Origin of the sequence: Corynebacterium sp. H113, assembly GCF_037572315.1 — a bacterium.
Classification (GTDB): domain Bacteria; phylum Actinomycetota; class Actinomycetes; order Mycobacteriales; family Mycobacteriaceae; genus Corynebacterium.
Genome location: NZ_JBBHKZ010000004.1, coordinates 49,346 through 70,382, shown reverse-complemented (window position 1 = coordinate 70,382; position 21,037 = coordinate 49,346). Strand labels below are relative to the sequence as shown.

Sequence of the window (21,037 nt, the reverse complement as noted above, 5' to 3'; positions counted from 1 at the left end):
TTTTCTTCCTCGCGTTACTGCCCGCGCTTGACCGTAATGATCCAGCCAGCGTCGTCAGTCTGCTCGAACTCCGTGATCTCGTGGCCATCCTGCGCAGCCCAACGAGGAATAGCATCAGTTGCCTGGGTGCAGTCAAACGTAATGACCAACTCATCACCCACATCGATCCGCTTAATCGCATCCTTCGCCTCAATGAGAGGGAACGGGCACACCGCGCCGAGCGAGTCCATACCCCACCGACCGTTGCCCAGCTCCTGCAAACCAGCTGGCTTTGCGACGACCGGACGCTCCAGCAACCCGACCGGAGCAGTGGCGAACGACGGGGTACTCGAGGTACCTGCGAAAGAGACTGGAGCTGGGTCTTCCACGTCAGTGGCCGGTACGGCCGTGATCGACTCGGCAGTATGTGGAGCCCTTGGAGAGCGTGGAGCAACACTCTTCTGTGCCACCGAGCCACCATCGGCTTGTGCGCTTGCTGGCTTCAGCCACAGCTTCGCAGCAACACCGACACCAACAGTGATCGCTGCCAGTGCGACCCAACCCTGGTAGCTAAACAGCGAGGTCTGAACCATGCCATTACCAACGGTGCAGCCACCAGCCAACGCAGCGCCAACGCCCATGAAGATGCCGCCCACTACGGAACGACCCGACTGAGTCGCATCCGGCACGCGCACTCGAAACTCGCCCGAAGCCTTCGCTGCGATGAATGAACCAACCAGAATGCCTACGACGAGCAGCACACCCCAGTCGAAACGCTCTGGATTACCAGTAACGATGACGCTGGTCAGGTTGGCGGATGGTGTGGTGATGCCGAGGCCGTCGTTACGCCCGGTAGCAGCCGATAAAGGCCAAGCGATAACTCCCAACGTGCCCACAATGGCAGCGGTTGCGTACACGTGCCATGGCTTTTCTGAAAGAAGGTGCGCAAGGCCGGTCTTCTTCGCCTTCAATACAGCTGGCTTTGGGCCGGAGAACTCGCGACGCAGCTGACGCACAGCGAGCCACGCGGTCAATGCTGTCAAAGCGACGGCAAAAGGCCAGGCGCTGGTGCCGAACGTCGCTGGCAGCGTGGTTAGTGGCACGGTTTGCGACTTTAGTGCGGATGCCGCGCCTTCCAGCACGCCGTACTTCATGGCCGCTGCGGATAGTCCGTACATAAACAGGGCGATCCACGAACCTACGAGCCCTTCGCCCGACCGGTACCACGTACCAGAGGCGCAACCGCCGGCGAGCACGATGCCCAGGCCAAAGACAAATCCGCCGATAATCACCGCAACTGGCGCGAATTCGTCATACTCCGGAGTAATCACGCCCGCCGTCGTGAGCGCAGCGAGTCCCACCGCATGGACTGAAATAACAATCAGCAACGCAATCAAACCGCGAGTACTGCGCTGGGTAAACAGATCGCGCAGGAATCCGGTGACGCAGAACCTGCCTCGCTGCATAACGAAGCCAAGCACGGCTCCGAGCACTAGACCACTAACAAGCATGGGGTAACTCCTTTTTGTTTTCACGCTTTACGACGATCCGCCACCATTGTGAACAGACCTGTCTATCTACACCCGAGTAAACTACGTGAAATACCCCGTATTGTCTAGTTTCCAAAGATTATGGCTCGCGACCTGCTGGAATCCAGGCATAGAAAAAGCACCGATCTGTCTACTTGACCAGATCGGTGCTCGAAGAAAGAAGGGCGGAGCTACCCTAGCTACAAACTAGGCGTCGTCCGACTCAGGGAGATCGCCAAGTTCAGCGACAAGAACGTCCTGCACTACCTTCATGGCGGACAGTGCAGCCGGCGCACCACAGTAGCCCGCAGTGTGAATGACCGCTTCCGTGATTTCTTCACGGGTCAGCCCATTGCGAAGACCGCCACGCACATGACCACGCAGCTCTTCGGTTGCACGAAGCGCAACCAGCATGCCGATATTCAGCAGGCTGCGATCGCGCTTACCGAGCCCGTCACGCGTCCACACAGAGCCCCACACGGTTTCCGTGATGTGCTTTTGCAGCTGTTCACCGTCGGTGCCTTCATTGCGACTAAGTGCGGCATCAACAAATTCATCGCCCATTACTTCTCGACGAATTCGGATGCCAGCATCGTAACGACCATCCTGAGCAGCGCCATTTTCATTCGTGCTTGTCATGGAGGCCATTATGTCATGACCATCAAACTTTTCTAGTCACACACGTCACAATAGCCCCGCCAATTTCGTCCGCTTACGCGTCAAGCAACCAGTCATTCGGTGAGAACAGCTCAAAGTGCACTCGCTCGCGCTCAATTCCCTTGTCCACCAGCTGCTCACGAACAGCCTGCAAGAACCCATTGCCACCACAGATGTAGATCTCGGCATCCGCAGGGATATCCACATCCTCAAGATTCATGAACTCAGGCTCATACCAGGTACGTTCCGTCGCATTCTCTAGCTTGGCGACGCACTCTGCACGGTCTGCACTCAGAACATCTGCAGCTTCGCTGCGGTCAGCATGCAAAACAACGATGTTTCTCGTGGAACCTTGCGCAACCAGAGCAGACAACATGCCGACCATTGGGGTCGCGCCAATACCAGCAGAAACCAACACGACCGGATCAGAAGAGTCCAGATCCAAAATTAGATCGCCAGCAGGCAGGGAGACCTCAATTGCATCGCCTTCCTGCACCTTCTCGACGAGCTGAGTCGATACCTCACCAGCAGGAAGCTCTGCCGATGCATCCACGCGACGCACCGCGAACGTCAGACCTTCGCTAGCGCCTGATGCATTGACCAGCGAGTATTGACGCAACTGACCCGCGCCATCCGACATCGTCTGACGAACCGAAATATACTGGCCAGGAAGAAATGCCGGGGTTTGGCCGTCGTCAAGCTGAACGGTGAAACGGACGACATCGTTGCTCAGATCCTCGCGCTTGACCACCTTTGCAGCACGGAAAACGTCGCCATCCTTGACACCACGTTCGGCGTAGGCTTCCTTTTCGAAATCGACGAGGACCTGCTGCATTGCCAAGTAAACGGAGTCCCATGCTTCACGGATTGCGCCCTGGAAAACGTCAGGCGTCAGGATTTCCTCGATCGCATCGAACAAGTGCTTGTGCACGATCGCGTACTGCTCCTCCACAATGCCCACGGAGATGTGCTTGTGGCCGATGCGACGAAGCAGCTCAATTGGTGCTGGCGCTTCAGGGTCAATCAATGTCGCAGCAAACGTTGCAACCGACGCTGCCAGCGCCTTCTGCTGTGCACCCTGCTTCTGGTTGCCACGATTGAACGTGTGTGCCAGCAGATCAGGATGTGCAGCGAACATTCGCTTGTAGAAATTCGCCGCGATCTCACCGATATTCTCGCCAACAACCGGCAGGGTCTGCCGGATGATGTCTTCCTGTTCAGATGTCAATACAGACTTCTTAACGACGATGTCAGCCATGCGATGTACTCGCTTTCAGGGTTGAGGTTGCGCACAGGAGGACACATACGGACTGGCCATGCCACTTTTCCTTAATGCGCTTTTCATATTCGCATTTAATAGTAGCAGCTGACATTGCATTTGCATATGACTTTTTATTCCACTGGGGTAATCGGTAGCGAAAAGTGCCCCCGCAACACCGGCGTATGCGTGAGCTGCTCGATAGTAATTGGGTCGAGGTAGGAGAAAAACGCCTCCTGCGCACCCGCTAATGCAACGCGAAGCTTGCAACCATTTATGAGCGGACATGCTGTGCCGACGCAGTCAACAATTTCGCCTGCTTCCAAGATCCGCAGAAGATGCCCGACAGACTTCTTTTCTGCGCCTTCAGCGAAGTAAATGCCGCCATAGCGCCCCTTCAAGGCAGTGACAAATCCCAGCTCAGCAAGCCTTGTCACAACTTTAGAGACGTGCGCCCTCGATGCGTTCAGCTCGTCAGCAACATCGGCCGCGGTGAACTTGCGACCTGGCTCGGCAACTGCCATTCGCATGATGATACGAAGCCCCAGATCGGAGAAAACCGTCAATTGCACGCTGACTCTCCTTCCCTGTGCTTTCCTCGCATCTGCAGCACTCACTTCGGCTTCCCTGCAGGGTGAGCAAACCAGACACGGTAATTCCAGCCTACTCCGCTGCAGGTAGATACATAAAAAGGCACCCGACACCGTGTGTGGTGCCGGGCGCCTTTTAGACGGCGTCAGAGAGACCCTTACTTGGACTCTGCTGCCTTGACGCGAGCCTTCAATGCTTCGAACTCGTCCCACACTTCCTGTGGAACGCGGTCGCCGAGGGACTTCAGCCATGCCTCGTTGTCAGCCAGGTCACCCTGCCACTTAGCTGCAGGAGCCTTCAGAGCTTCCTTAACATCCTCAAGTGGGGTATCCAGGCCGGTCAGGTCCAGATCCTCAGCGCGAGCGGTGTTACCGACAACGGTTTCCTTAGCGTCAACGCGACCCTCGATACGGTCGACGATCCACTTCAGAACGCGGGAGTTGTCACCGAAGCCTGGCCACAGGAAGCGACCATCTTCGCCACGGCGGAACCAGTTGACCAGGAAGACGGCTGGCATCTTGTCGCCACCCTTCTTGCCCATGTCAACCCAGTGCTGCAGGTAGTCACCGACGTTGTAGCCGATGAATGGCAACATTGCCATTGGGTCGTGGCGGAGGGAGCCAACCTTAGCTTCAGCGGACGCAGCGGTCTGACCGGAAGCCAAGGTTGCACCGATAAAGGTTGCGTGGTTCCAGCTCAGAGCCTCGGTTACCAGTGGAACAGTGTCTGGGCGACGGCCACCGAACAGGATGGCGTCAACTGGGACACCCTTCCAGTCGTCGTACTCAGGAGCTGCAACTGGGCACTGCGAGATTGGGGTGCAGTAACGGGAGTTAGGGTGGCTCGACAGCTCGTCAGAGTCTGGGGTCCACTCGTTGCCCTTCCAGTCGATTGCGTGGTCAGGCTTGTTCTCCATACCCTCCCACCAGACATCGCCATCGTCGGTCAGCGCGACGTTGGTGAAGATGGTGTTACCTGGCTCCATCGTCTTCATTGCGTTCGGGTTGGAGTCGTAGTTGGTGCCCGGAGCAACGCCGAAGAAGCCGTTCTCTGGGTTCACTGCGTACAGACGTCCATCTTCGCCGAACTTCAGCCATGCAATGTCATCGCCAACAACCTCTGCGGTCCAGCCTTCGATGGTTGGGGTGAGCATTGCGAGGTTGGTCTTGCCACATGCGGATGGGAATGCGGCACAGACGTGGTAGGACTTACCTTCTGGCGAGGTCAGCTTCAGGATGAGCATGTGCTCAGCCATCCAGCCCTCTTCCTTAGCCATGACAGATGCGATACGCAGTGCGTAGCACTTCTTAGCCAGGATGGCGTTTCCGCCGTAGCCCGAACCGTACGACCAGATTTCCTTGGTCTCAGGGAACTGGGAAATGTACTTGGTGTCGTTGCATGGCCAGGTGCTGTCTTCCTCGCCCTCTTCGAGTGGCGCACCCACAGAGTGGAGAGCGTGGACGAAGTCGCCGTCCTTGCCAATCTTGTCCAATGCGTCCTGGCCCATACGGGTCATGATGCGCATGGAAAGAACAACGTACTCAGAGTCAGTCAGCTGAACACCGAGCTTTGGCTCTGGGTCAGTAATAGGGCCCATGCAGAATGGAACAACGAACATGGTGCGGCCCTTCATGGAACCGCGGTAGTGCTCAAGCATCTCTGCCTTGAGCTCCTTTGGATCTGCCCAGTTGTTGGTTGGGCCAGCATCCTCTTCCTTCTCGGAAGCGATGAAGGTACGGGACTCCACACGCGCAACGTCAGAAGGGTTCGAGCGAGCGAGGAAGGAGTTTGGACGCTTCTCCTCGTTCAGCTTGATGAAAGTGCCCTTTTCCACCAAGTCACTCGAAAGACGGTCCCATTCTTCCTGAGAGCCGTCGCAGAATACGACCTTCTCTGGGGTCGTCAGCTCGACAACTTCTGCAATCCAGCGCAGCAGTTCGGCGTTTTCAGTTGGGGCCTGACCTTCGAGGCCCGGGATGGAAATATCCGACATCTGTTCTCCTGACTCGTCGTTTCGCGTCTCCTAATCAGGCTACCGGGGTATTGCGAATATCGCCCCCACTCTGTGTCACACCCGCCCCGCACCTGGCCTTTTTATGGGCAAAGAAACCAATGCAGCACCCAAATCACATTCACGTAGGTCGATTTTCGTAAGTTTACTAGGCGTTTACGCACTAATTTCGTGCTTTACGACGGTCTTTCCCACTCACCTACACCACCCAAACACAGCACTTAGCCTCGTTTTTTAATGTGATATTTATCCCACGATAAAAGAAACCTGTCACGCCCTGTGTTTTACCTCACACCCACCTGCCAGACTCCTCTCGTTCCCATTCACAGGTCGCCCAATTGGGGGTATTTGCGCCATCGAATTCGCTATCTTCACAAACATTCACAGTCCGATTTGCAGATTCTTGTCCATCTCCGGGCAGCGATTCCGATACCTGCTCCTGCGACCACGTTTCCCATCGACCGTCAAAGAGCACAGTGGTCACATGGTCAACCGTGCCATCTCCGTTGGTATCGGCGTAGATGCTCAATCCGCGATCGTCGGCAAGCGTGACCGAATCGGCGGCGCCACTACCTGTGCTGTGAACCCGATGTTCATTCCGAACAGTCGCCGACTCTGGGCTGTCGGCAGGTGGATCCTCAAGATCGGCACCAATTTCCGTGCCGATATTCATGTCAAGATCAGCAGAGGAAGCTCCCAAGTCGAAGAGCTGACCACCAATCGAGACAACCATGCCCTCTCCCACTTCGCCCGGCGCGAGAGGGCGTGCATCGGATAAGCCACATGCCAATTCGAGTGAGTCGGTACCGCCAGCATCGCCGAGGCTATTCATGTTCGCGTTGAAGTCCGGATCGAAGTTCATCATGTCCATGCTGTTGTCCTGCCGTTTTTCTTCACTGTCGGGCTAGTTACCGTTTGATTCCAGAGCCATCGTCAAGGCTCGTTCCCGCCACCCCGGAGAGCGAGCGTGCCCGCTTCCGTGTCCCACCTGGCTGTGGGCCATGCCGGTCGATGAGTTGGTGGTCTCGGAGCGTCGGCAGACAGCAATATGTCGCGTCCATTGCTTGCGGACGGTGGCCACATGTTGCGCCGCCCATGCCATCTTTCGGTGCTGAGCTTTACGACGCCCTCCGCCTACCGCCACCACCGCCGCAAGAAGGACACCAACGACAACGGCCGCTCCATGTGCCACGGCGGAGCCGATCCCAAGGAGCTCGAGTGGTTCGACAATCATGCGGCCGACCCCCATCGACGCACCGAAAGCGAGGACGCCGGCCGCGATCTCCATGCCATAAGACGGCTTCGCCAGCTGTTTTGGCGTAGGGCACGGCAGGGGTTCGGCAAGTCCGAGGCGCTCCGCCAGCCGGTCGCCCGTACGTTTAGTCGCAGTAGCCAACATTCTTGGAGACAGTGTTTTCGCGTCCCCCAAGGCAGTAATCGAGGCACTCAGTTGATCCATTGCTTCGGCAAGATGGTGCGAGTCATCGCTTGCTGTTGGCCTTTCGGGTTGCTCAGACAACTGAGCTTCCCGAAATTCCTGCTCCCCCGCCAGCTGCTTGCGCAGTAGGTCACGCCGCTTCTCCAACGGAGTCGGCGACAGCGGATGCGACGGGCCCTCACCCAGCAACACGAGTGTTCGCACCATCGCCGCATCGAGTGCCCCAACAGGTATGGATGGATCCACGGCTCGTCGCCACGCAAGCCAACTACTGTCCCCCGGTGTCACCGAGCCCGCGAGTCCCACCGCGCAGCGCCCGGTCGCGCCCGAAACAGCCGACACCAGATCGAGTTCTGAACGAACAGGCGGCACTGTGCCATCGACAACGATGAGGACTACTGCGCAGCGAGACGACACCAGCTCCACCAACGGAACGCCCTCATCGTCCATGACTTCCGCCATCGCCGAGTAGTCTGCCCACGACGCAGCAGGGCCAGTACGAGTGACCATCACCATGGTCGGGCACCTCCTGACTCTGCAGCCTCCCGGGAAGCGAGTAGTGCCTCGATGTCGTCTCGTCGTGAAGCAAAGGACACCGCGATGTGCTCTAACGCCTCGGTGAGCAGCGCATCACGAGCACCCGGTGCCGACACAATCTCCTCCAGCTGTGTGATTAACTCAGCAGCACGTTCGCCATCGGCACACTCTTCAGGATGAACCCACAACTCCCGCGCCGAAGCCACCTGGGCCGCTGGTGTCTGCTGCACCCCTGGTGCCTGCTGAACCGGCTGTGTATCCCGCGTAACCCGAACCCGCGCATCAACCCACGTCAACTGCCCGGCTTCACCGTTGATGGTGGAAAGCGCACCAGCCACACCCTCACTGTCTTGCCACTGCCACGTCGAGGCGGCACTCACGTTATTAAGTGCAACCTGCTGCAAGTACTTCGCGACGACTCCCGCCCCCGCACCAACGCGACCCCACACGTCAATTCGTGGTGGCCCGGATAGCTCCTCTAGTACAGCAGCCACAGCTACCGCAGCTGGCTCCTCGACATCCATCCTTGCTAACCAGTCAACAGTGGCGTTCCATACGTCTTCCGACGTATACAAAGAGCCCACAGACTCGTGATTCATGGTGGTATCCCCCCGGAAATCCCCACTAATCCCCCGTCGCGCAGCACTGTGACGCACCACGCGTGTACGCGCTCAGCTTGGCATGAGGGTTATGGCTCGGCAAGTTATGGGATACCTACTTCTTGACCCTTTCTCGCCGTCATGAACAATAGAGAATGTGAATAACCCTGATTTTCCTGAAAAAGGCTCTTTACCTTATGGCCGTCCGATGCAGACGGAGTTCGATGATGGACTCGAGTACCCACGCATCGGTGGCGTCAGCTTTCGTCGCGGCACCTTGACCCCGAACCAGTCTGCAATCTGGGACGAGAACTGGGATCAATACGGCACCGTACTTTCCGACGACATCATCAATGTTGAAGAATGGTTCGGTCGCTCCGGCCCCACCATCGTTGAAATCGGTTGCGGCACCGGCACCTCGACGGTCGCCATGGCTCCGAAGGAAGCTGACCACAACATCATCGCAGTCGAGCTGTACAAGCCAGGTTTGGCGAAGCTGCTTTCCGCTGCCACCCGTGAAGGTGTCACCAACATCCGCATGGTGCGTGGCGACGGCGTTGAGGTCCTTCAACGCATGATTGCCCCAGAATCTCTAGATGGCGTGCGCCTATTCTTCCCAGATCCTTGGCCAAAGGCTCGTCACCACAAGCGTCGAATCCTGCAGTCCGGCACGATGCGTCTGATCGCCTCGCGGTTGAAGCCAGGTGGAGTCTTCCATGCGGCAACCGACCATGCGGGCTACGCCGAATGGATCGAAGAGCTCCGTACCGTCGAACCAGCGCTGGAACCAATGCCCTGGCCGTGGCCAGAATCGCCAATGTTGCTTGACCGCCCGACCACCAAGTTTGAGCGTCGTGGACTGAACCTCGAACATGCAATCCACGAGTTCGTGTGGCGCAAGCGCGACATGCCAGTGGCAGAAGGTGACGAATAATGACCGTGACACACACCTACTCGGCTGTTGCTGAAACCACGCCCACCATGTTGTTGGTGTGGGACGCACCGAACCTGGACATGGGCCTCGGCGCAATCCTCGGCTCCCGCCCAACCGCAGCGCATCGTCCACGCTTCGACGCAGTCGGCCGCTGGCTCGTCGAAAAGTCCATGGCGCTGTCGGAAGAGTCCGACATGCGCATCACCCCTGAAGCGACCGTGTTTACCAATGTGTCGCCAGGGTCGGCGGAAATTGTGCGCCCATGGGTTGAGGCGCTGCGTAATGTTGGTTTCGCAGTGTTTGCGAAGCCGAAGCTGGAAGAGGATACCGATGTCGATCCGGACATGCTCGCGCATATCCGGCGTCGCTACAACGAAGGTGTACTCCACAGCGTTGTTGTCGCATCTGCGGATGGCCAGAATTTCCAGGACACGCTTGAGGAACTAGCTAACGACGGCATTCCTGTCACCGTCATCGGATTCCACGAACATGCGTCGTGGGCACTGGCGTCAGAACTCATCACGTTCGTGGACCTGGAAGACATCGAAGGAGTGTTCCGCGAACCGCTGCCTCGCATCGACCTCGACACCCTGCCAGACGAAGGCGCATGGCTGCAGCCATTCCGCCCACTGTCCGCGCTGATGCGCGAACGCTAGAAATCGAGGGCATTCTAGGAAGCTATGGAGCGCACCAAACGAGTTGTATCCCATCTGGCCCGCGCCGGATGGGTGCGCTGGGCACTAACTGGCATCATCGTCGCCATTGCTGCGTGGTTGACCCTGCAGAACCAGGGCATGGTCACCGATGGTCTCACGACGCTTCGCGACGCCGATACCGGCTGGACCCTCATCGCCATCGCAGCGGTACTCGTGTCGATGTTCGCCATGGCCGAGGTCATGTGGCTGTTATTCCGCGCTGCCAACGTCAAAGTCACAAGACGTGCTACTAACGCCCTAACATTTGTCGCGAATTCATGGTCGGTGTCTGTTCCTGGAGGCGTGGCGTTTTCCACTGCGTTGCAGGTCAGACGGCAATTGAAGTGGGGCGCATCGCCAGTCATTGTCAGCTGGTACGTGCTGATGTCCGGCGCTCTTGCTTTCCTTGGCCTCGTAGCTTTGGCTATTGGCAGCGTGTTCTTTATTGGCCAGCGGCCAGCTCCCGGGATGCTGGTGATGGCGGGCGTGGCGGTGCTCGCGGCGACAGCGCTGCTGTGGTGGTTCTCGCGGAACACCATTCTCATTGAGCGGATCGCGATCGGTGGTCTGCACCTGGTCAACAAGGTTCGACGCAGTCCACTTGACCGCGATGAAACCGCGGTCCGCGACACCATTCGTCAGCTCACTTCCGTCCAGCTTGGACCGACCCGCATGGGACTGGCTTTCCTGTGGTCACTGACCAACTGGCTGACCGACGTCATTTGCCTCTACGCAGCGATCCGCGCCGTCGGCATCGAAGGTATTTCCATGGCCGCCGTGTTGTTGGCCTTCGTATCCGGCAAGGTCGCCGGATTCATTCAGGCGACACCAGGTGGCGTTGGCCCCGTCGAAGCTCTGCTGACCGGTACGTTGGTGGCCGCCGGCATGACAGGTGTCGATGCTTTCGCAGCAGTGCTTCTCTACCGCATCGTGTCCTTCATCTTGGTAGCCATCATCGGCTGGATTATTTACCTCATCGGATACACCGGCGATAAGCCGACAACCGGTGACACTCCCTGCGATGCCAGTGCACCAAACAAAAGCGGTAACCTGGGCTCATGAAGCTCCGCACGACCACGGTTATTGCCGACGCCATCGCCGTCCTCATTTTCGCTATTTTGGCGCGACTGGCTCACAACAGCCCGCTCGATCCATTCACCATTCCTAATATTCTCGACACGTACTGGCCGTTCCTCATCGGCGCGTTGGTCGGCTTGGGGCTCTGCGTTGCGACGAAGAGTGAGGCAGAAGACCTCGGCACCGGTGGAATCCTGGTCTGGATTGCCACGGTCGCAGTTGGTCTTGGTATCTGGTGGCTCCGCAACGGGCAGATGCCACACTGGTCCTTTGTCATGGTCGCAACCATTGCTTCCGGTATTTTGCTCATGGGTTGGCGCTTTATTGCGCGGATTGTTGGCAAGAAGAAGACGTCGTAAAGTTCCATCCTGCGCGCACACATGCGCAGGTGAGAATGCTCGATTCGCATCCCATTCCCGTGGCGGGAATGGGTTTTTGTTATTTGGGCCAGAAATTCTGGCGAAATTTTGGTGAAACAGAGTTTAACGGCGAATACTGGAGCTCATGACAGATCAACCTTCTGCGACACAATCGCATAACGCTACAGCGCATAGCTCAAGTCATGAGCTCGCTGAGCACACCGAACGCACCTTCTTTGGCCAACCATGGGGTCTGGCCAACCTCTTCGGTGTGGAGATGTGGGAGCGCTTCAGCTTCTACGGCATGCAGGGCATCCTGGTCTACTACATGTACCACTCAGTTACCGATGGTGGCCTGGGCATGGGCAAAGACATGGCAACCTCCATCGTCGGCGCCTACGGTGGCCTCGTCTACATGGCGGCACTCGTCGGCGCATGGATCGCCGACCGCCTCCTCGGTTCTGAAAAGACCCTGTTCTACTCGGCCATCCTCATCATGATTGGCCACTTGTCACTCGCTTTCCTCCCTGGCGTGACCGGCCTCGCCGTAGGTCTTGTTTGTGTGGCGCTGGGTTCCGGTGGTTTGAAAACCACGGCATCCGTCGTGTTGGGACAGTTGTACTCGCGTGACGATCCTCGTCGTGATGCCGGCTTCTCCATCTTCTACATGGGCGTTAACATCGGTGGTCTCTTTGGGCCGCTGCTCACTGGTTGGGTCTGGGGTTGGAAGGGCTTCCACTGGGGCTTCGGTCTCGCCGCTATTGGTATGGCGATTGGTCTGATTCAGTACATCCTGATGCGCAAGACCACCATCGGCGCAGCTGGTCATGACGTACCGAATCCACTGCCAAAGAAGCAGTACCTGATGTTCGCCGTCGGCGCTGTTGTGGTGATCGCAGCTGTCGTGGCAATCATTGCAACTGGCCTGCTGCCTGCAGAACATCTCTCCAACGCTGTCACCATTCTCGCTGGTATCGCTGCAGTTGGCTTGTGGCTGCAGATGTACCTGAGCCCGCTGACGACCGCCCCAGAAAAGCACCGCCTCATCGGCTTCATCCCAATGTTCGTAGCTGGTGTCCTCTTCTTCGGCATCTTCCAGCAGCAGTTCACCGTGCTCGCAATCTACGCAGACGAGCGCCTGAATCGTAACTTCTTCGGCTTCGAACTTTCCCCAACGTGGATTCAGTCGTTCAACCCAATCTTCATCATTATCTTCTCCGGCATTTTCGCTGCAATGTGGACGAAGCTCGGTACTCGCCAGTGGTCGACCCCAGTGAAGTTCGGTGTCGCGAACGTCATCATTGGTATCTCGCTGTTCTTCTTCCTGCCATTCGCAGGCGGTGCGGCAAACTCGACCCCGCTGATCGCCATCGTATGGATCTTGTTCCTCTTCACCATGGGTGAACTTCTGCTCTCCCCTGTTGGCAACTCCCTTGCGACGAAACTCGCCCCCGAGGCATTCCCAACTCGTATGTTCGCTGTCTGGATGATGGCCGTCGCAATGGGTACCTCGCTGGCTGGTTCGCTCGCTGGTTACTACCACCCAGAAGATGCAGCTGCCGAAACGAACTTCTTCCTCGTCTTGGGAATCGCATCCATCGTTCTGGGCATTCTGCTGGTTGTCATGCGTAAGTGGATCATCCGCAAGTTTGAGGGTGTTCGGTAGTAGGTGCTTAGTGGGTCTTAGGTGGCGCTTCACGACGGTCGCGTTAGTCAGAATTACTTTCGCACGCTAATATTTAACGTGCATTTATTTCTCTGATTTCTTCGCACTTGAAAGTGAGCGCCGTCCGGGATGACTGACCCATTTAATGGCCAGCAGTACGACAAGAATGGCCTGCCAATAAACAACGCCGGCGCTGGCGGCTACGGCCAGCCATATGCACAGCCTCAGCAGGGCTACGGCCAGCCATACGGTGCAGCACAGCAACCATACGGTCAGCCATATGGCGCTCAACAGCCGTATGGCGCAATGGCTCCAATGAATGCTTACGGTGCCCCAGGCATGCCAGGTGGACCGATGATGTCGGACAAATCCAAGATTGTTGCGGCACTCCTCGCGTTTTTCCTTGGCGGTTTTGGTGTCCACAACTTCTACTTGGGCAAGACCAACGTTGCGGTTACCCAGCTGGTTCTTTACTTGATCGGCCTCGCAACAGCATTCATTTTTATCGGTTTCTTCATCCTTGTTCCACTTGGCATCTGGATTTTCGTTGAGTTCATTCTCATCCTGATGGGATCGGGGCAGTACGCCTACGACGGTCAGGGGCGCTTGCTGCAGTCTTAGACTGTCAAGCCCCATTGCCTCTGGGACACAAGGTTCCCACACTCAAACTGGCAAAAGCGCTATGCACTACTCCGCAAGGAAGTTGCATAGCGCTTTTTACATCTCATACTTTCAGTCCTATTGCCGGGCCATCGAAGCGTCGATAAGACCGCGCACCCAACCATCAATCCAAGCAACCGGTGTCGTACCCGGGATGATGGTCTGGCTGAAGCCGTAACTCGTGTGAGCGCCTGCCATCGCCATCATTTCGCCGGCACGTGCGATCGCGTCTGGAATGGCCGGCGGAACGTCGCAGAAAGAATCGCCCGGCGCGCAAATGTTCTGTACCCGATCATTCAGCGCCCCGAAACCTGGACGTGGTCCGCGCATGGTCGCGCCAGGCGTTACGTTTTGCACCAGCATGTTCATCGGAGCAAGTGCCACCTCGATCCCAACACCACCGAGTTCCACGCCTGGATTCATGCCCTGGTCCGGTGACCGGCGTGGATCGCCCACCAATGCCACCCCCGCGACGCGCTCCGCAGGCACCGGGCCATTTCCGTTGCCAACCTCGGAAGCGATATCACCAGCGATGGAAGCACCCTGCGAGTAGCCGATCAACACATAGTCAGTCAGTGGGCAGTCAGCATGCGTCGCCGACATTTCGGCCTTGATTGCATCGCGACCAATCGCCTGCGACTCGTCATATGTCTTCAGATGTGGTGCCTGAATCGACTGGATTTCTGCCGGGTACGGCGTCGTCCAGACCTTGACATCCTCGGTAGAGTAATCAGTCTGCATGGCACGAGTGACGCTCAACAACAACGCGATTGGGCTTGCAGTCGGATTCGTCGGGTCATCATCGACACGGGATTCGCCTGTGGCTGGCACAGCGATGAGTTCAATCGCTGGGCACCATTCTGGCTGCTCAGATAGCAGTCCGGCACCACCATCAGGGCCAGGTCCATTGTCGGGTCCCGGCTGGGGGTTCATCAACCATTGGCCAATGCCAAAGCCGATGGCTACCACCAGCACGATAACCGCGAGGAGTGTAAGCGTTTTTCGCATACTGGCTAGCAGTACGCCTTCTTCGCCGCATCTGCAATTGCCTTCGCCACATTCTCGGCCTTCGCATCAGTGCGACCTTGGGCGATCATTTGGCCTGCGACGGCGTCGGCAAGCACACCAACTTCTTCATCGGTGACCATCTCGTCGCACTGTGCGCGACCCGCTGCGATCAACTGATCTTCGGCGCCAGCGACATCAATGCCCTGGTCAATGAGCGCATCCAAGTAGCCCTCATCGTCCTTGCTCAATGGCATGGTGCCGGCTGGCTCTTCATCAACGCGCTCGGCTGCGTCATCAGTGATGTCGTTCGCGTCCTTCGGCTTAGTAGTCTTCGCCGTTGACTGTTCAGTCGCCTTCTCCGATGCGGTCGCCGGCTTCTCTGCTGTCGCAGACGTCGTCACATCCGACGACTCCACGGTCGCATCACCACACGCTGCGAGCAACAGCGCTGGTGTCGCACACGTGACGACGATCGCCGGCTTCAGAAGCTTCTTCATAGAGGTTAAGGACGTGCGATTCATCGGCGCTCCTCAACAATCTTGCCGTTCAGCTGGCGAATCCAGCCACCTTCAAATTCCTGCTCCAGGCCACCGGCTCGGACGTTCTGCTGCGGTCCAACTGGGAAGCCGTACTCGCCGTTCTCCCAGCCCTTTTCGCCCCAGAAGTCCATCATGTCGCCGTTAGGCACTGCATGTGCACCCGTCTCTGGCGACCAGTAAATGGAGCCGTGCTCGAAACGCTGGAATGCGCCACGGTTGAGCTTGATCTCGCCGGAAGTCGGCAAGCCGAGGGTCGACTTGGCACCACCTGCAGCAGCGTATGCTGCACCGATTGCGCCGTTGACGACTCGGGCTGGCTCGTCGCCAAGCTTGATGACAGTACCGTTCTGGAAGTCCTGCGACCAGCCACCTGGAACTTCGACGCGCTCAGCGGTTGGGTAACCAAGTGGGCCGGTTTCCCATCCGGATTCGCCCCATGCGTTCATGATGTCGCCGTAGACAACGTGTGCGCCGGTTTCTGGGGTCCAGTAGATGGAGCCGTGCTCGAAGTGGTTGAAGCGACCCTTGCCGTCTGGGGTCTGCATTTCGTTGCTCACTGGGAAACCAAGTGGCGATGCTGGGCCATCGAGTTCTGCGTAGCGGGAACCAATGCGTCCCCACACGACGTGTGCGTCAGTATTTGGGTGCCAGTATGCGCGACCGCCGGTGAAGTCCTGGACGCGGCCACCATTTGTGGTGTCGTATTCATCGGACAGGCAGGTGCCAATGCCGTTGAAGGACGCAACGAGCTGCTCGATTGCCCCACCAACGTGGCAGGTTGCGCCACGATCCTGCTCGGACAGCTGCAGGGAGTCAGCGAGCACTGGCCACGCCTGGCTCACTTCAAACTGCCAGTATGGCCAGGTGTGCGTTCCCGACTCGCGGAAGTTGACGGTAGCGTCAACGCCTGCCTTTTCGGCATCGCGAAGGAAAGTCTCGGACGTTAGTCGAGACAGCAGCTCCAGGGCGTAACCGGTTGGGTTATCTGGAATCTTCGGGTCAACCTGCGATGGACGATCCCATTCGCCGGTGTTGCCGTTACCCGCCGAGATGTACAGGGCCATACCCTTGTACTTCTCGATGTTCAGCTTCGGATCATTTTCCTTCCACCGCTTGCTGCCGAGTGGACCCCACATCTTCGTTGCATCGAAGCCACCGGTGTTCTTCATCGCTGCGGCCATCGCCTCTGGCATACCTGGCGACGACGTATCCAAGTAACCCGACAGGCTACCCACGAACTTCCACATGTCAGGAGTATGCGCAGCAATGTTCATCGCTCCGGTGCCACCCATGGAAATGCCGTAGATGCCACGGTCATTGTTGCCGCGCCAGCCCTTGGTAATGACTGGGACGAGTTCCTTGGTAATAAAGCTTTCCCACATGTAGTGAGTGCCATTGTCTGGCTGGTCCCAGTCAGCGTAGAACGACGACTTGCCGCCTGCCGGAAGAACGACGAGAACGTTCTTGTCCTCGTAAAAGCGCTGGATGTTAGTTGCGCGGGTCCAACCGGAGTAATCGTCAAACGAGTTCATGCCATCGAGGTGGTAAACACTTGGGAACGTACGTTCCTTATCGCGGTACCAGTCGCGTGGCAGCAACAGCTCAACCTGCATTGGCTTATCAGGCATAGCTGCCGAGTTGATGTGCAGCATGACGTGACGCTCGGTGAACCACTCCACCTTTTCCACGCTGACACCAGATGGCAGGCCATCGAGCTGCTGGTTATCAACACGGAACGGCGCCCGTGGTGGCCCAGGAAGTGGCTGCGGCATAAACAGAGCGGAGCGCTGCTTCAGCGCCTCCGGGTTCTGCAACTCCTCTGGAGTAACACCGTTGGCAGCAGCTGCCCGGCCGAGTGCGTCTAATGCGTCGCCAGCTGGATTCGACGATGCAGGTGCATCCTGTCCCGGAGCCTGCGTGGCCGGTGCATCCTGCTTCGTAGCGTCCTGCGCCTGAATCGTCTGAGATGCAGAATCAGGGATTGCTGGGACAGCCTGCGCTGCCGGTGCAAGCAGCGCCAGCGAAACTGGTACAGCCAAAATAGCGGTGAGCGCCCGTGGCGTACGTCCACGGAGGGAGTGTGCGGTAACTCGCATGTGAGGGCTTCCCCTTCAATCCTTTTGTCACGATTCGTCTAACGCGCGCAGCCCATCCAGCACATCGGGTGTGGTGATGTGGGGCCGTCCTTCGGCAAGTCCGAGGGTTCCCCTCCCTCGGCTTTTGCTTTACGACGGCTCCCATGTGCACGACTTCGTGTTAACACTTACCCGGTTGTGATGGTGTTTTGGCTGCGACACTCGGCAAACTTAAGCCTTAAGTTTAACTTTAGGGTTTTAGTCTAGGGCGAACTCGATAACAATGCAATAAACCCCACCCTATAACCACTGTTCACATAGGGTCTACCTGACGTAGACCGGCGAACAAATGAGTTACAGAACGGGGTTAAATGTCACCCGAAAGCTATGGAGAGCGAATCGAGGTGCAAACCGTAAAGTTTAGACTCCCAACGAGGAGAGAATCTGTGGACTCGCCTCGACCAAGTCACGCTCCCACAGCTGCCACGAATGCACACCATCGTTGGAGTACTTCATCTTCGGATCCAAACCTGCAGCGCGAGCCTGCTGCTCGAAGACAACGGTCGAAGCGCGGGAAAGTGCTTCCAGGACGGAGGCGTCGATAAGCGGAGGAAGCTGAGCCGGATCAGCAGCGAGTGCGGCTGGGTCGCTCCACTGGGAAGGCATACCGTTAGCGGACGAGATGTACATAGGCAGACCCTGCATCTGATCAAACAGTTTGGAAGGATCGTTGCGGAGACGATCCTCGTTAGGAATGCCAATTGGACCCCACATAGCCGTCGGGTCGTAGCCGCCAACGTTCACCTGAGCGCCAGCGATAGCGGTCTGCATGACGATATTGGAGGTCTGCAGGTAGCCCGACAACACCGTTGCCTGCTTGAACTGATCGCGGTGGTTGGCCGCCAGGGACAGAGCCGCGGAACCGCCCATCGAAATGCCCGCAATCGCATTGTTCGAGCGGGAAACACCGAAGTTCTGTTCAAGGTAGACAGGAAGCTCTTCAGTTAGGAAAGTTTCCCACTGGTAGTTCTGAACACCACGCTCCGTCGACACTGCCGGACGCTGCCAGTTGGTGTAGAACGATGACTGGCCACCAGCAGGCGCCACCATGGTCACGTTGGCATGCTCAAGCGCACGAGGGGCATTGCCACCCCAGACCCAACCGCTGTACTCGTCACGGGCACGGATGCCGTCCAGCAAGTACAGGCCAGCGTTCGAGCCGCCAGGAGCAGCCTTGATGTGCACGTTGATGTCCTTGCCCATCGACGGCGACCATACCCGGCAGTACTGCACGTAGTAGTTGTATAGATCCCACTCGCAACCCGGACGAAGTGTTCCCTGATTAGCGCTAGCTTCCTCAGTGTTCACCAGCTGCATCATGCCAAAAATCGTCGCTACTGCAACGATCGCAGCGAGAACCTTAGTCCGCCAACCGTGGGCAGTTGTCATAACGCTCATTTCTCTCCCTCGCCCGACAGTGTTCACCGAATGATGAACACGAAAAACGCAGAAGATCACGTTATCAAATTGAGATATTTTAAGGCAATTCTGAGGTAAAGCGGGAGGTCACCTTCACCTACTTTTGGAAATCTAACTAGTTGGGGATCCGTACTGGGCGTCTGCTGCGCGAACGCAAAAAGGCACCCACCACATGGCAAAACCATGTGAGTGAGTGCCTGAACAACTCAGCTTGAACAGCGCAAGCGAGTTAGCTAGTCAGCGCCGAGCTACCCCATCATCGGAATGACGTAGACAGCAATCGCGATCGACAATGCCCATAGCAGAGCCAATAGCTGCAGTGGACGATCGCGGAGTGCAATTTCGTCCGGGCTACCGGCATCGCCACGGTCGACATCAGCGGCAAAACGCAGAATTGCGACGGTGAACGGCACCATCGAAACCTGGTACCAAATCGCCGAAGCTTCTGGGGTTCCAGGAACCCGGCCCATCTCAAAGCCCCACAACGAGTACGCAAGAACAACTGCGGTCGCGGACAGCGTCCAAACGAAACGCAGGTACGTCGGGGTGTAGCCCTGCAGCGACTTGCGAATCTTCTTGCCCGTCGCCTGCGCCAACAACAACTCTGCGTACCGCTTACCAGCAGCCATGAACAGCGAACCAAACGCTGCAACCAGCAAGAACCACTGCGACAGCTCAATCGAACCTGCAACGCCGCCAGCCATGGTGCGAAGCATGAAACCGGAGCTCACCAGCGCAATATCAATCACTGGCTGGTGCTTCAGACCGAAGCAGTAGCCCAGCTGCAGCACAATATAGACCGCGACCACAATAAGCAGGCTGGTACCTGACGACGACAACAGACTGACCGCCAACGCACCCACAATGAGTGCCACCGCCATGACATAGGCCAAGGACACTGGCAGCACACCAGCAGCGATGGGGCGGAATCGCTTCGTTGGGTGGGCGCGGTCTGCTTCCACGTCACGAGCATCATTAATCAAGTAGATCGATGACGCAGCCAAACAGAACGCAACGAATGCGATCAGAACATCGAAAACTAGGGTGCCTAGCGAGTCACTGCTTGCCAGTGCTTCCTGGCCAGCGGCCGCCGGTGCGGCAATAACCAAGACATTCTTAACCCACTGCTTGGGGCGAAGTGCCTTGTACATGGCGTCGACAAGGTTCTTCGGTGGCTTGCCCTGGGGGAACGATGGCTCATCGATTCCATACGTGTGAGGTTCCGAGCCGAACCTGGAAGTATGCGGTTCAGGCTGTACGGCCCGTGCCTGCGCTCCCTCTTCGTGGCTTGTCACTTCGCGGTCCTTTCCTCAGCTTCAGCTGGTGCATCAGCTGGAATGGGTTCTGCCAGATCTACAGTGTTGATATCAGAGTTATTGTGCGCCCTCTTTGCGACGATCGCATCCACAACCTTGTCCACCACCACAGATGTAGTGGCGCCCAGGGCCGCGCCCGTCGCAACGTCGGTTGGGTAGTGAACACCCAAAACTAGTCGAGACAGCATAATCGCCGGAATTCCCACGAGTGGGGCTGGACCCGCGCCAAGCTGCATCAATGACACCATTGCTGCAGTCGTCGAGGTCGAATGCGATGACGGGAAACTCAACTTACTCGGCGTGGATACGCCAATGCGAATCCGCGGATCATGCGGGCGACGCCGTCGCACGATGCGCTTGATCACAACCGAGGCTGCATGCGACGTAAACGCCGATACGCCCAGCTTCACCCAGCCGATGCGGTTTTGCTTATCGACGACCGCCCCGACAGCAGCCATTCCCATCCAACCAGCAGCGTGTTCACCGAACAGGCTCATGGCCTGCGCGGTTGGGACGATGCCGGGCACGTCGAGGAGACGCTCCTGGATAGCAACCAGAATGTCGGACTCACCGAATGGGTCGCCGACCACAGCAGGAATATCGGCGTCCTTTTCGTTCACGACTGCGTCT

General features: G+C 57.5%; 20 protein-coding genes. 6 read left to right on the top strand and 14 right to left on the bottom strand.

Going from position 1 to position 21,037, the window contains the following annotated elements:
* Positions 1-14: 14 nt before the first annotated feature.
* The 8 genes from WG938_RS08675 to WG938_RS08640 form a co-directional block, all read right to left on the bottom strand.
* Complete coding sequence (locus tag WG938_RS08675; protein WP_339979757.1) at positions 15-1,490, bottom strand: YeeE/YedE thiosulfate transporter family protein; 1,476 nt, start codon at positions 1,488-1,490, stop codon at positions 15-17.
* Between the two features lie 225 nt (positions 1,491-1,715).
* Positions 1,716-2,147, bottom strand: coding sequence for a carboxymuconolactone decarboxylase family protein (locus WG938_RS08670; RefSeq protein WP_339979755.1), 432 nt, complete (start codon positions 2,145-2,147; stop codon positions 1,716-1,718).
* 73 nt (positions 2,148-2,220) lie between these two features.
* Positions 2,221-3,423: an FAD-binding oxidoreductase gene (locus WG938_RS08665; RefSeq protein WP_339979753.1), complete on the bottom strand. Its 1,203-nt coding sequence runs from the start codon at positions 3,421-3,423 to the stop codon at positions 2,221-2,223.
* A gap of 134 nt (positions 3,424-3,557) precedes the next feature.
* Positions 3,558-3,995: an RrF2 family transcriptional regulator gene (locus WG938_RS08660; protein WP_339979751.1), complete on the bottom strand. Its 438-nt coding sequence runs from the start codon at positions 3,993-3,995 to the stop codon at positions 3,558-3,560.
* Positions 3,996-4,171: 176 nt separating this feature from the next.
* On the bottom strand, positions 4,172-6,007 hold the full coding sequence (locus WG938_RS08655) for a phosphoenolpyruvate carboxykinase (GTP) (RefSeq protein ID WP_339979749.1): 1,836 nt from the start codon (positions 6,005-6,007) through the stop codon (positions 4,172-4,174).
* A 307-nt stretch (positions 6,008-6,314) separates the two neighbouring features.
* Complete coding sequence (locus WG938_RS08650) at positions 6,315-6,896, bottom strand: DUF6802 family protein (RefSeq protein WP_339979747.1); 582 nt, start codon at positions 6,894-6,896, stop codon at positions 6,315-6,317.
* Positions 6,897-6,929: 33 nt separating this feature from the next.
* Positions 6,930-7,979 carry a hypothetical protein gene (locus WG938_RS08645; protein WP_339979745.1) on the bottom strand — a complete coding sequence of 350 codons (1,050 nt, stop codon included), beginning with the start codon at positions 7,977-7,979 and terminating at the stop codon, positions 6,930-6,932.
* Positions 7,973-8,599, bottom strand: coding sequence for a hypothetical protein (locus WG938_RS08640; RefSeq protein WP_339979743.1), 627 nt, complete (start codon positions 8,597-8,599; stop codon positions 7,973-7,975). Before WG938_RS08640 ends, WG938_RS08645 begins: the two co-directional genes overlap by 7 nt.
* A gap of 208 nt (positions 8,600-8,807) precedes the next feature.
* On the opposite strand from WG938_RS08640, the gene trmB reads away from it, so the two are divergent.
* The 6 genes from trmB to WG938_RS08610 all read left to right on the top strand — a co-directional run bounded on the left by trmB (position 8,808) and on the right by WG938_RS08610 (position 13,951).
* Entirely contained in the window at positions 8,808-9,533 is a 726-nt protein-coding gene (gene trmB / locus WG938_RS08635; RefSeq protein ID WP_339980043.1) for a tRNA (guanosine(46)-N7)-methyltransferase TrmB, read from the top strand.
* Positions 9,533-10,189, top strand: a complete 657-nt coding sequence (locus tag WG938_RS08630; RefSeq protein WP_339979742.1) for an NYN domain-containing protein — start codon at positions 9,533-9,535, stop codon at positions 10,187-10,189. The genes trmB and WG938_RS08630 overlap by 1 nt, the downstream gene beginning before the upstream one ends.
* 24 nt (positions 10,190-10,213) lie before the next feature.
* A complete protein-coding gene (locus WG938_RS08625; protein WP_339979741.1) occupies positions 10,214-11,290 on the top strand; it encodes a lysylphosphatidylglycerol synthase transmembrane domain-containing protein in 1,077 nt (358 codons plus the stop codon).
* On the top strand, positions 11,287-11,664 hold the full coding sequence (locus WG938_RS08620) for a DUF3054 domain-containing protein (protein WP_339979739.1): 378 nt from the start codon (positions 11,287-11,289) through the stop codon (positions 11,662-11,664). Before WG938_RS08625 ends, WG938_RS08620 begins: the two co-directional genes overlap by 4 nt.
* 145 nt (positions 11,665-11,809) lie before the next feature.
* Positions 11,810-13,330, top strand: coding sequence for a peptide MFS transporter (locus WG938_RS08615; RefSeq protein ID WP_339979737.1), 1,521 nt, complete (start codon positions 11,810-11,812; stop codon positions 13,328-13,330).
* Between the two features lie 129 nt (positions 13,331-13,459).
* Positions 13,460-13,951 (top strand): TM2 domain-containing protein, encoded by a 492-nt coding sequence (locus WG938_RS08610; protein ID WP_339979735.1) that lies wholly within the window; start codon positions 13,460-13,462, stop codon positions 13,949-13,951.
* 117 nt (positions 13,952-14,068) lie between these two features.
* Here the strand turns inward: WG938_RS08610 and WG938_RS08605 are convergent, their stop codons facing one another.
* The 6 genes from WG938_RS08605 to WG938_RS08580 all read right to left on the bottom strand — a co-directional run bounded on the left by WG938_RS08605 (position 14,069) and on the right by WG938_RS08580 (position 21,027).
* On the bottom strand, positions 14,069-14,998 hold the full coding sequence (locus WG938_RS08605) for a cutinase family protein (RefSeq protein WP_339979734.1): 930 nt from the start codon (positions 14,996-14,998) through the stop codon (positions 14,069-14,071).
* A 5-nt stretch (positions 14,999-15,003) separates the two neighbouring features.
* The gene (locus WG938_RS08600) at positions 15,004-15,519 is read right to left on the bottom strand and encodes a DUF732 domain-containing protein (RefSeq protein WP_339979733.1); all 516 of its coding nucleotides are present in this window, start codon (positions 15,517-15,519) and stop codon (positions 15,004-15,006) included.
* Positions 15,516-17,633 (bottom strand): alpha/beta hydrolase-fold protein, encoded by a 2,118-nt coding sequence (locus WG938_RS08595; protein WP_339979732.1) that lies wholly within the window; start codon positions 17,631-17,633, stop codon positions 15,516-15,518. The genes WG938_RS08600 and WG938_RS08595 overlap by 4 nt, the downstream gene beginning before the upstream one ends.
* A 399-nt stretch (positions 17,634-18,032) precedes the next feature.
* Positions 18,033-19,061, bottom strand: a complete 1,029-nt coding sequence (locus WG938_RS08590) for an alpha/beta hydrolase (protein WP_339979730.1) — start codon at positions 19,059-19,061, stop codon at positions 18,033-18,035.
* A 278-nt stretch (positions 19,062-19,339) separates the two neighbouring features.
* On the bottom strand, positions 19,340-20,386 hold the full coding sequence (locus WG938_RS08585; RefSeq protein ID WP_339979727.1) for a decaprenyl-phosphate phosphoribosyltransferase: 1,047 nt from the start codon (positions 20,384-20,386) through the stop codon (positions 19,340-19,342).
* Positions 20,383-21,027 carry a phosphatase PAP2 family protein gene (locus WG938_RS08580; RefSeq protein ID WP_445228230.1) on the bottom strand — a complete coding sequence of 215 codons (645 nt, stop codon included), beginning with the start codon at positions 21,025-21,027 and terminating at the stop codon, positions 20,383-20,385. The genes WG938_RS08585 and WG938_RS08580 overlap by 4 nt, the downstream gene beginning before the upstream one ends.
* Positions 21,028-21,037 lie beyond the last annotated feature (10 nt).

Excerpts from the sequence above, each read along its gene's own strand:
- WG938_RS08675 (WP_339979757.1), bottom strand. The coding sequence starts at position 1,490 with ATGCTTGTTAGTGGTCTAGTGCTCGGAGCCGTGCTTGGCTTCGTTATG.
- WG938_RS08670 (WP_339979755.1), bottom strand. The coding sequence starts at position 2,147 with ATGACAAGCACGAATGAAAATGGCGCTGCTCAGGATGGTCGTTACGAT.
- WG938_RS08665 (WP_339979753.1), bottom strand. The coding sequence starts at position 3,423 with ATGGCTGACATCGTCGTTAAGAAGTCTGTATTGACATCTGAACAGGAA.
- WG938_RS08655 (WP_339979749.1), bottom strand. The coding sequence starts at position 6,007 with ATGTCGGATATTTCCATCCCGGGCCTCGAAGGTCAGGCCCCAACTGAA.
- WG938_RS08650 (WP_339979747.1), bottom strand. The coding sequence starts at position 6,896 with ATGGACATGATGAACTTCGATCCGGACTTCAACGCGAACATGAATAGC.
- WG938_RS08645 (WP_339979745.1), bottom strand. The coding sequence starts at position 7,979 with ATGGTGATGGTCACTCGTACTGGCCCTGCTGCGTCGTGGGCAGACTAC.
- WG938_RS08640 (WP_339979743.1), bottom strand. The coding sequence starts at position 8,599 with ATGAATCACGAGTCTGTGGGCTCTTTGTATACGTCGGAAGACGTATGG.
- trmB (WP_339980043.1), top strand. The coding sequence starts at position 8,808 with ATGCAGACGGAGTTCGATGATGGACTCGAGTACCCACGCATCGGTGGC.
- WG938_RS08630 (WP_339979742.1), top strand. The coding sequence starts at position 9,533 with ATGACCGTGACACACACCTACTCGGCTGTTGCTGAAACCACGCCCACC.
- WG938_RS08625 (WP_339979741.1), top strand. The coding sequence starts at position 10,214 with ATGGAGCGCACCAAACGAGTTGTATCCCATCTGGCCCGCGCCGGATGG.
- WG938_RS08620 (WP_339979739.1), top strand. The coding sequence starts at position 11,287 with ATGAAGCTCCGCACGACCACGGTTATTGCCGACGCCATCGCCGTCCTC.
- WG938_RS08615 (WP_339979737.1), top strand. The coding sequence starts at position 11,810 with ATGACAGATCAACCTTCTGCGACACAATCGCATAACGCTACAGCGCAT.
- WG938_RS08610 (WP_339979735.1), top strand. The coding sequence starts at position 13,460 with ATGACTGACCCATTTAATGGCCAGCAGTACGACAAGAATGGCCTGCCA.
- WG938_RS08605 (WP_339979734.1), bottom strand. The coding sequence starts at position 14,998 with ATGCGAAAAACGCTTACACTCCTCGCGGTTATCGTGCTGGTGGTAGCC.
- WG938_RS08600 (WP_339979733.1), bottom strand. The coding sequence starts at position 15,519 with ATGAATCGCACGTCCTTAACCTCTATGAAGAAGCTTCTGAAGCCGGCG.
- WG938_RS08595 (WP_339979732.1), bottom strand. The coding sequence starts at position 17,633 with ATGCGAGTTACCGCACACTCCCTCCGTGGACGTACGCCACGGGCGCTC.
- WG938_RS08590 (WP_339979730.1), bottom strand. The coding sequence starts at position 19,061 with ATGACAACTGCCCACGGTTGGCGGACTAAGGTTCTCGCTGCGATCGTT.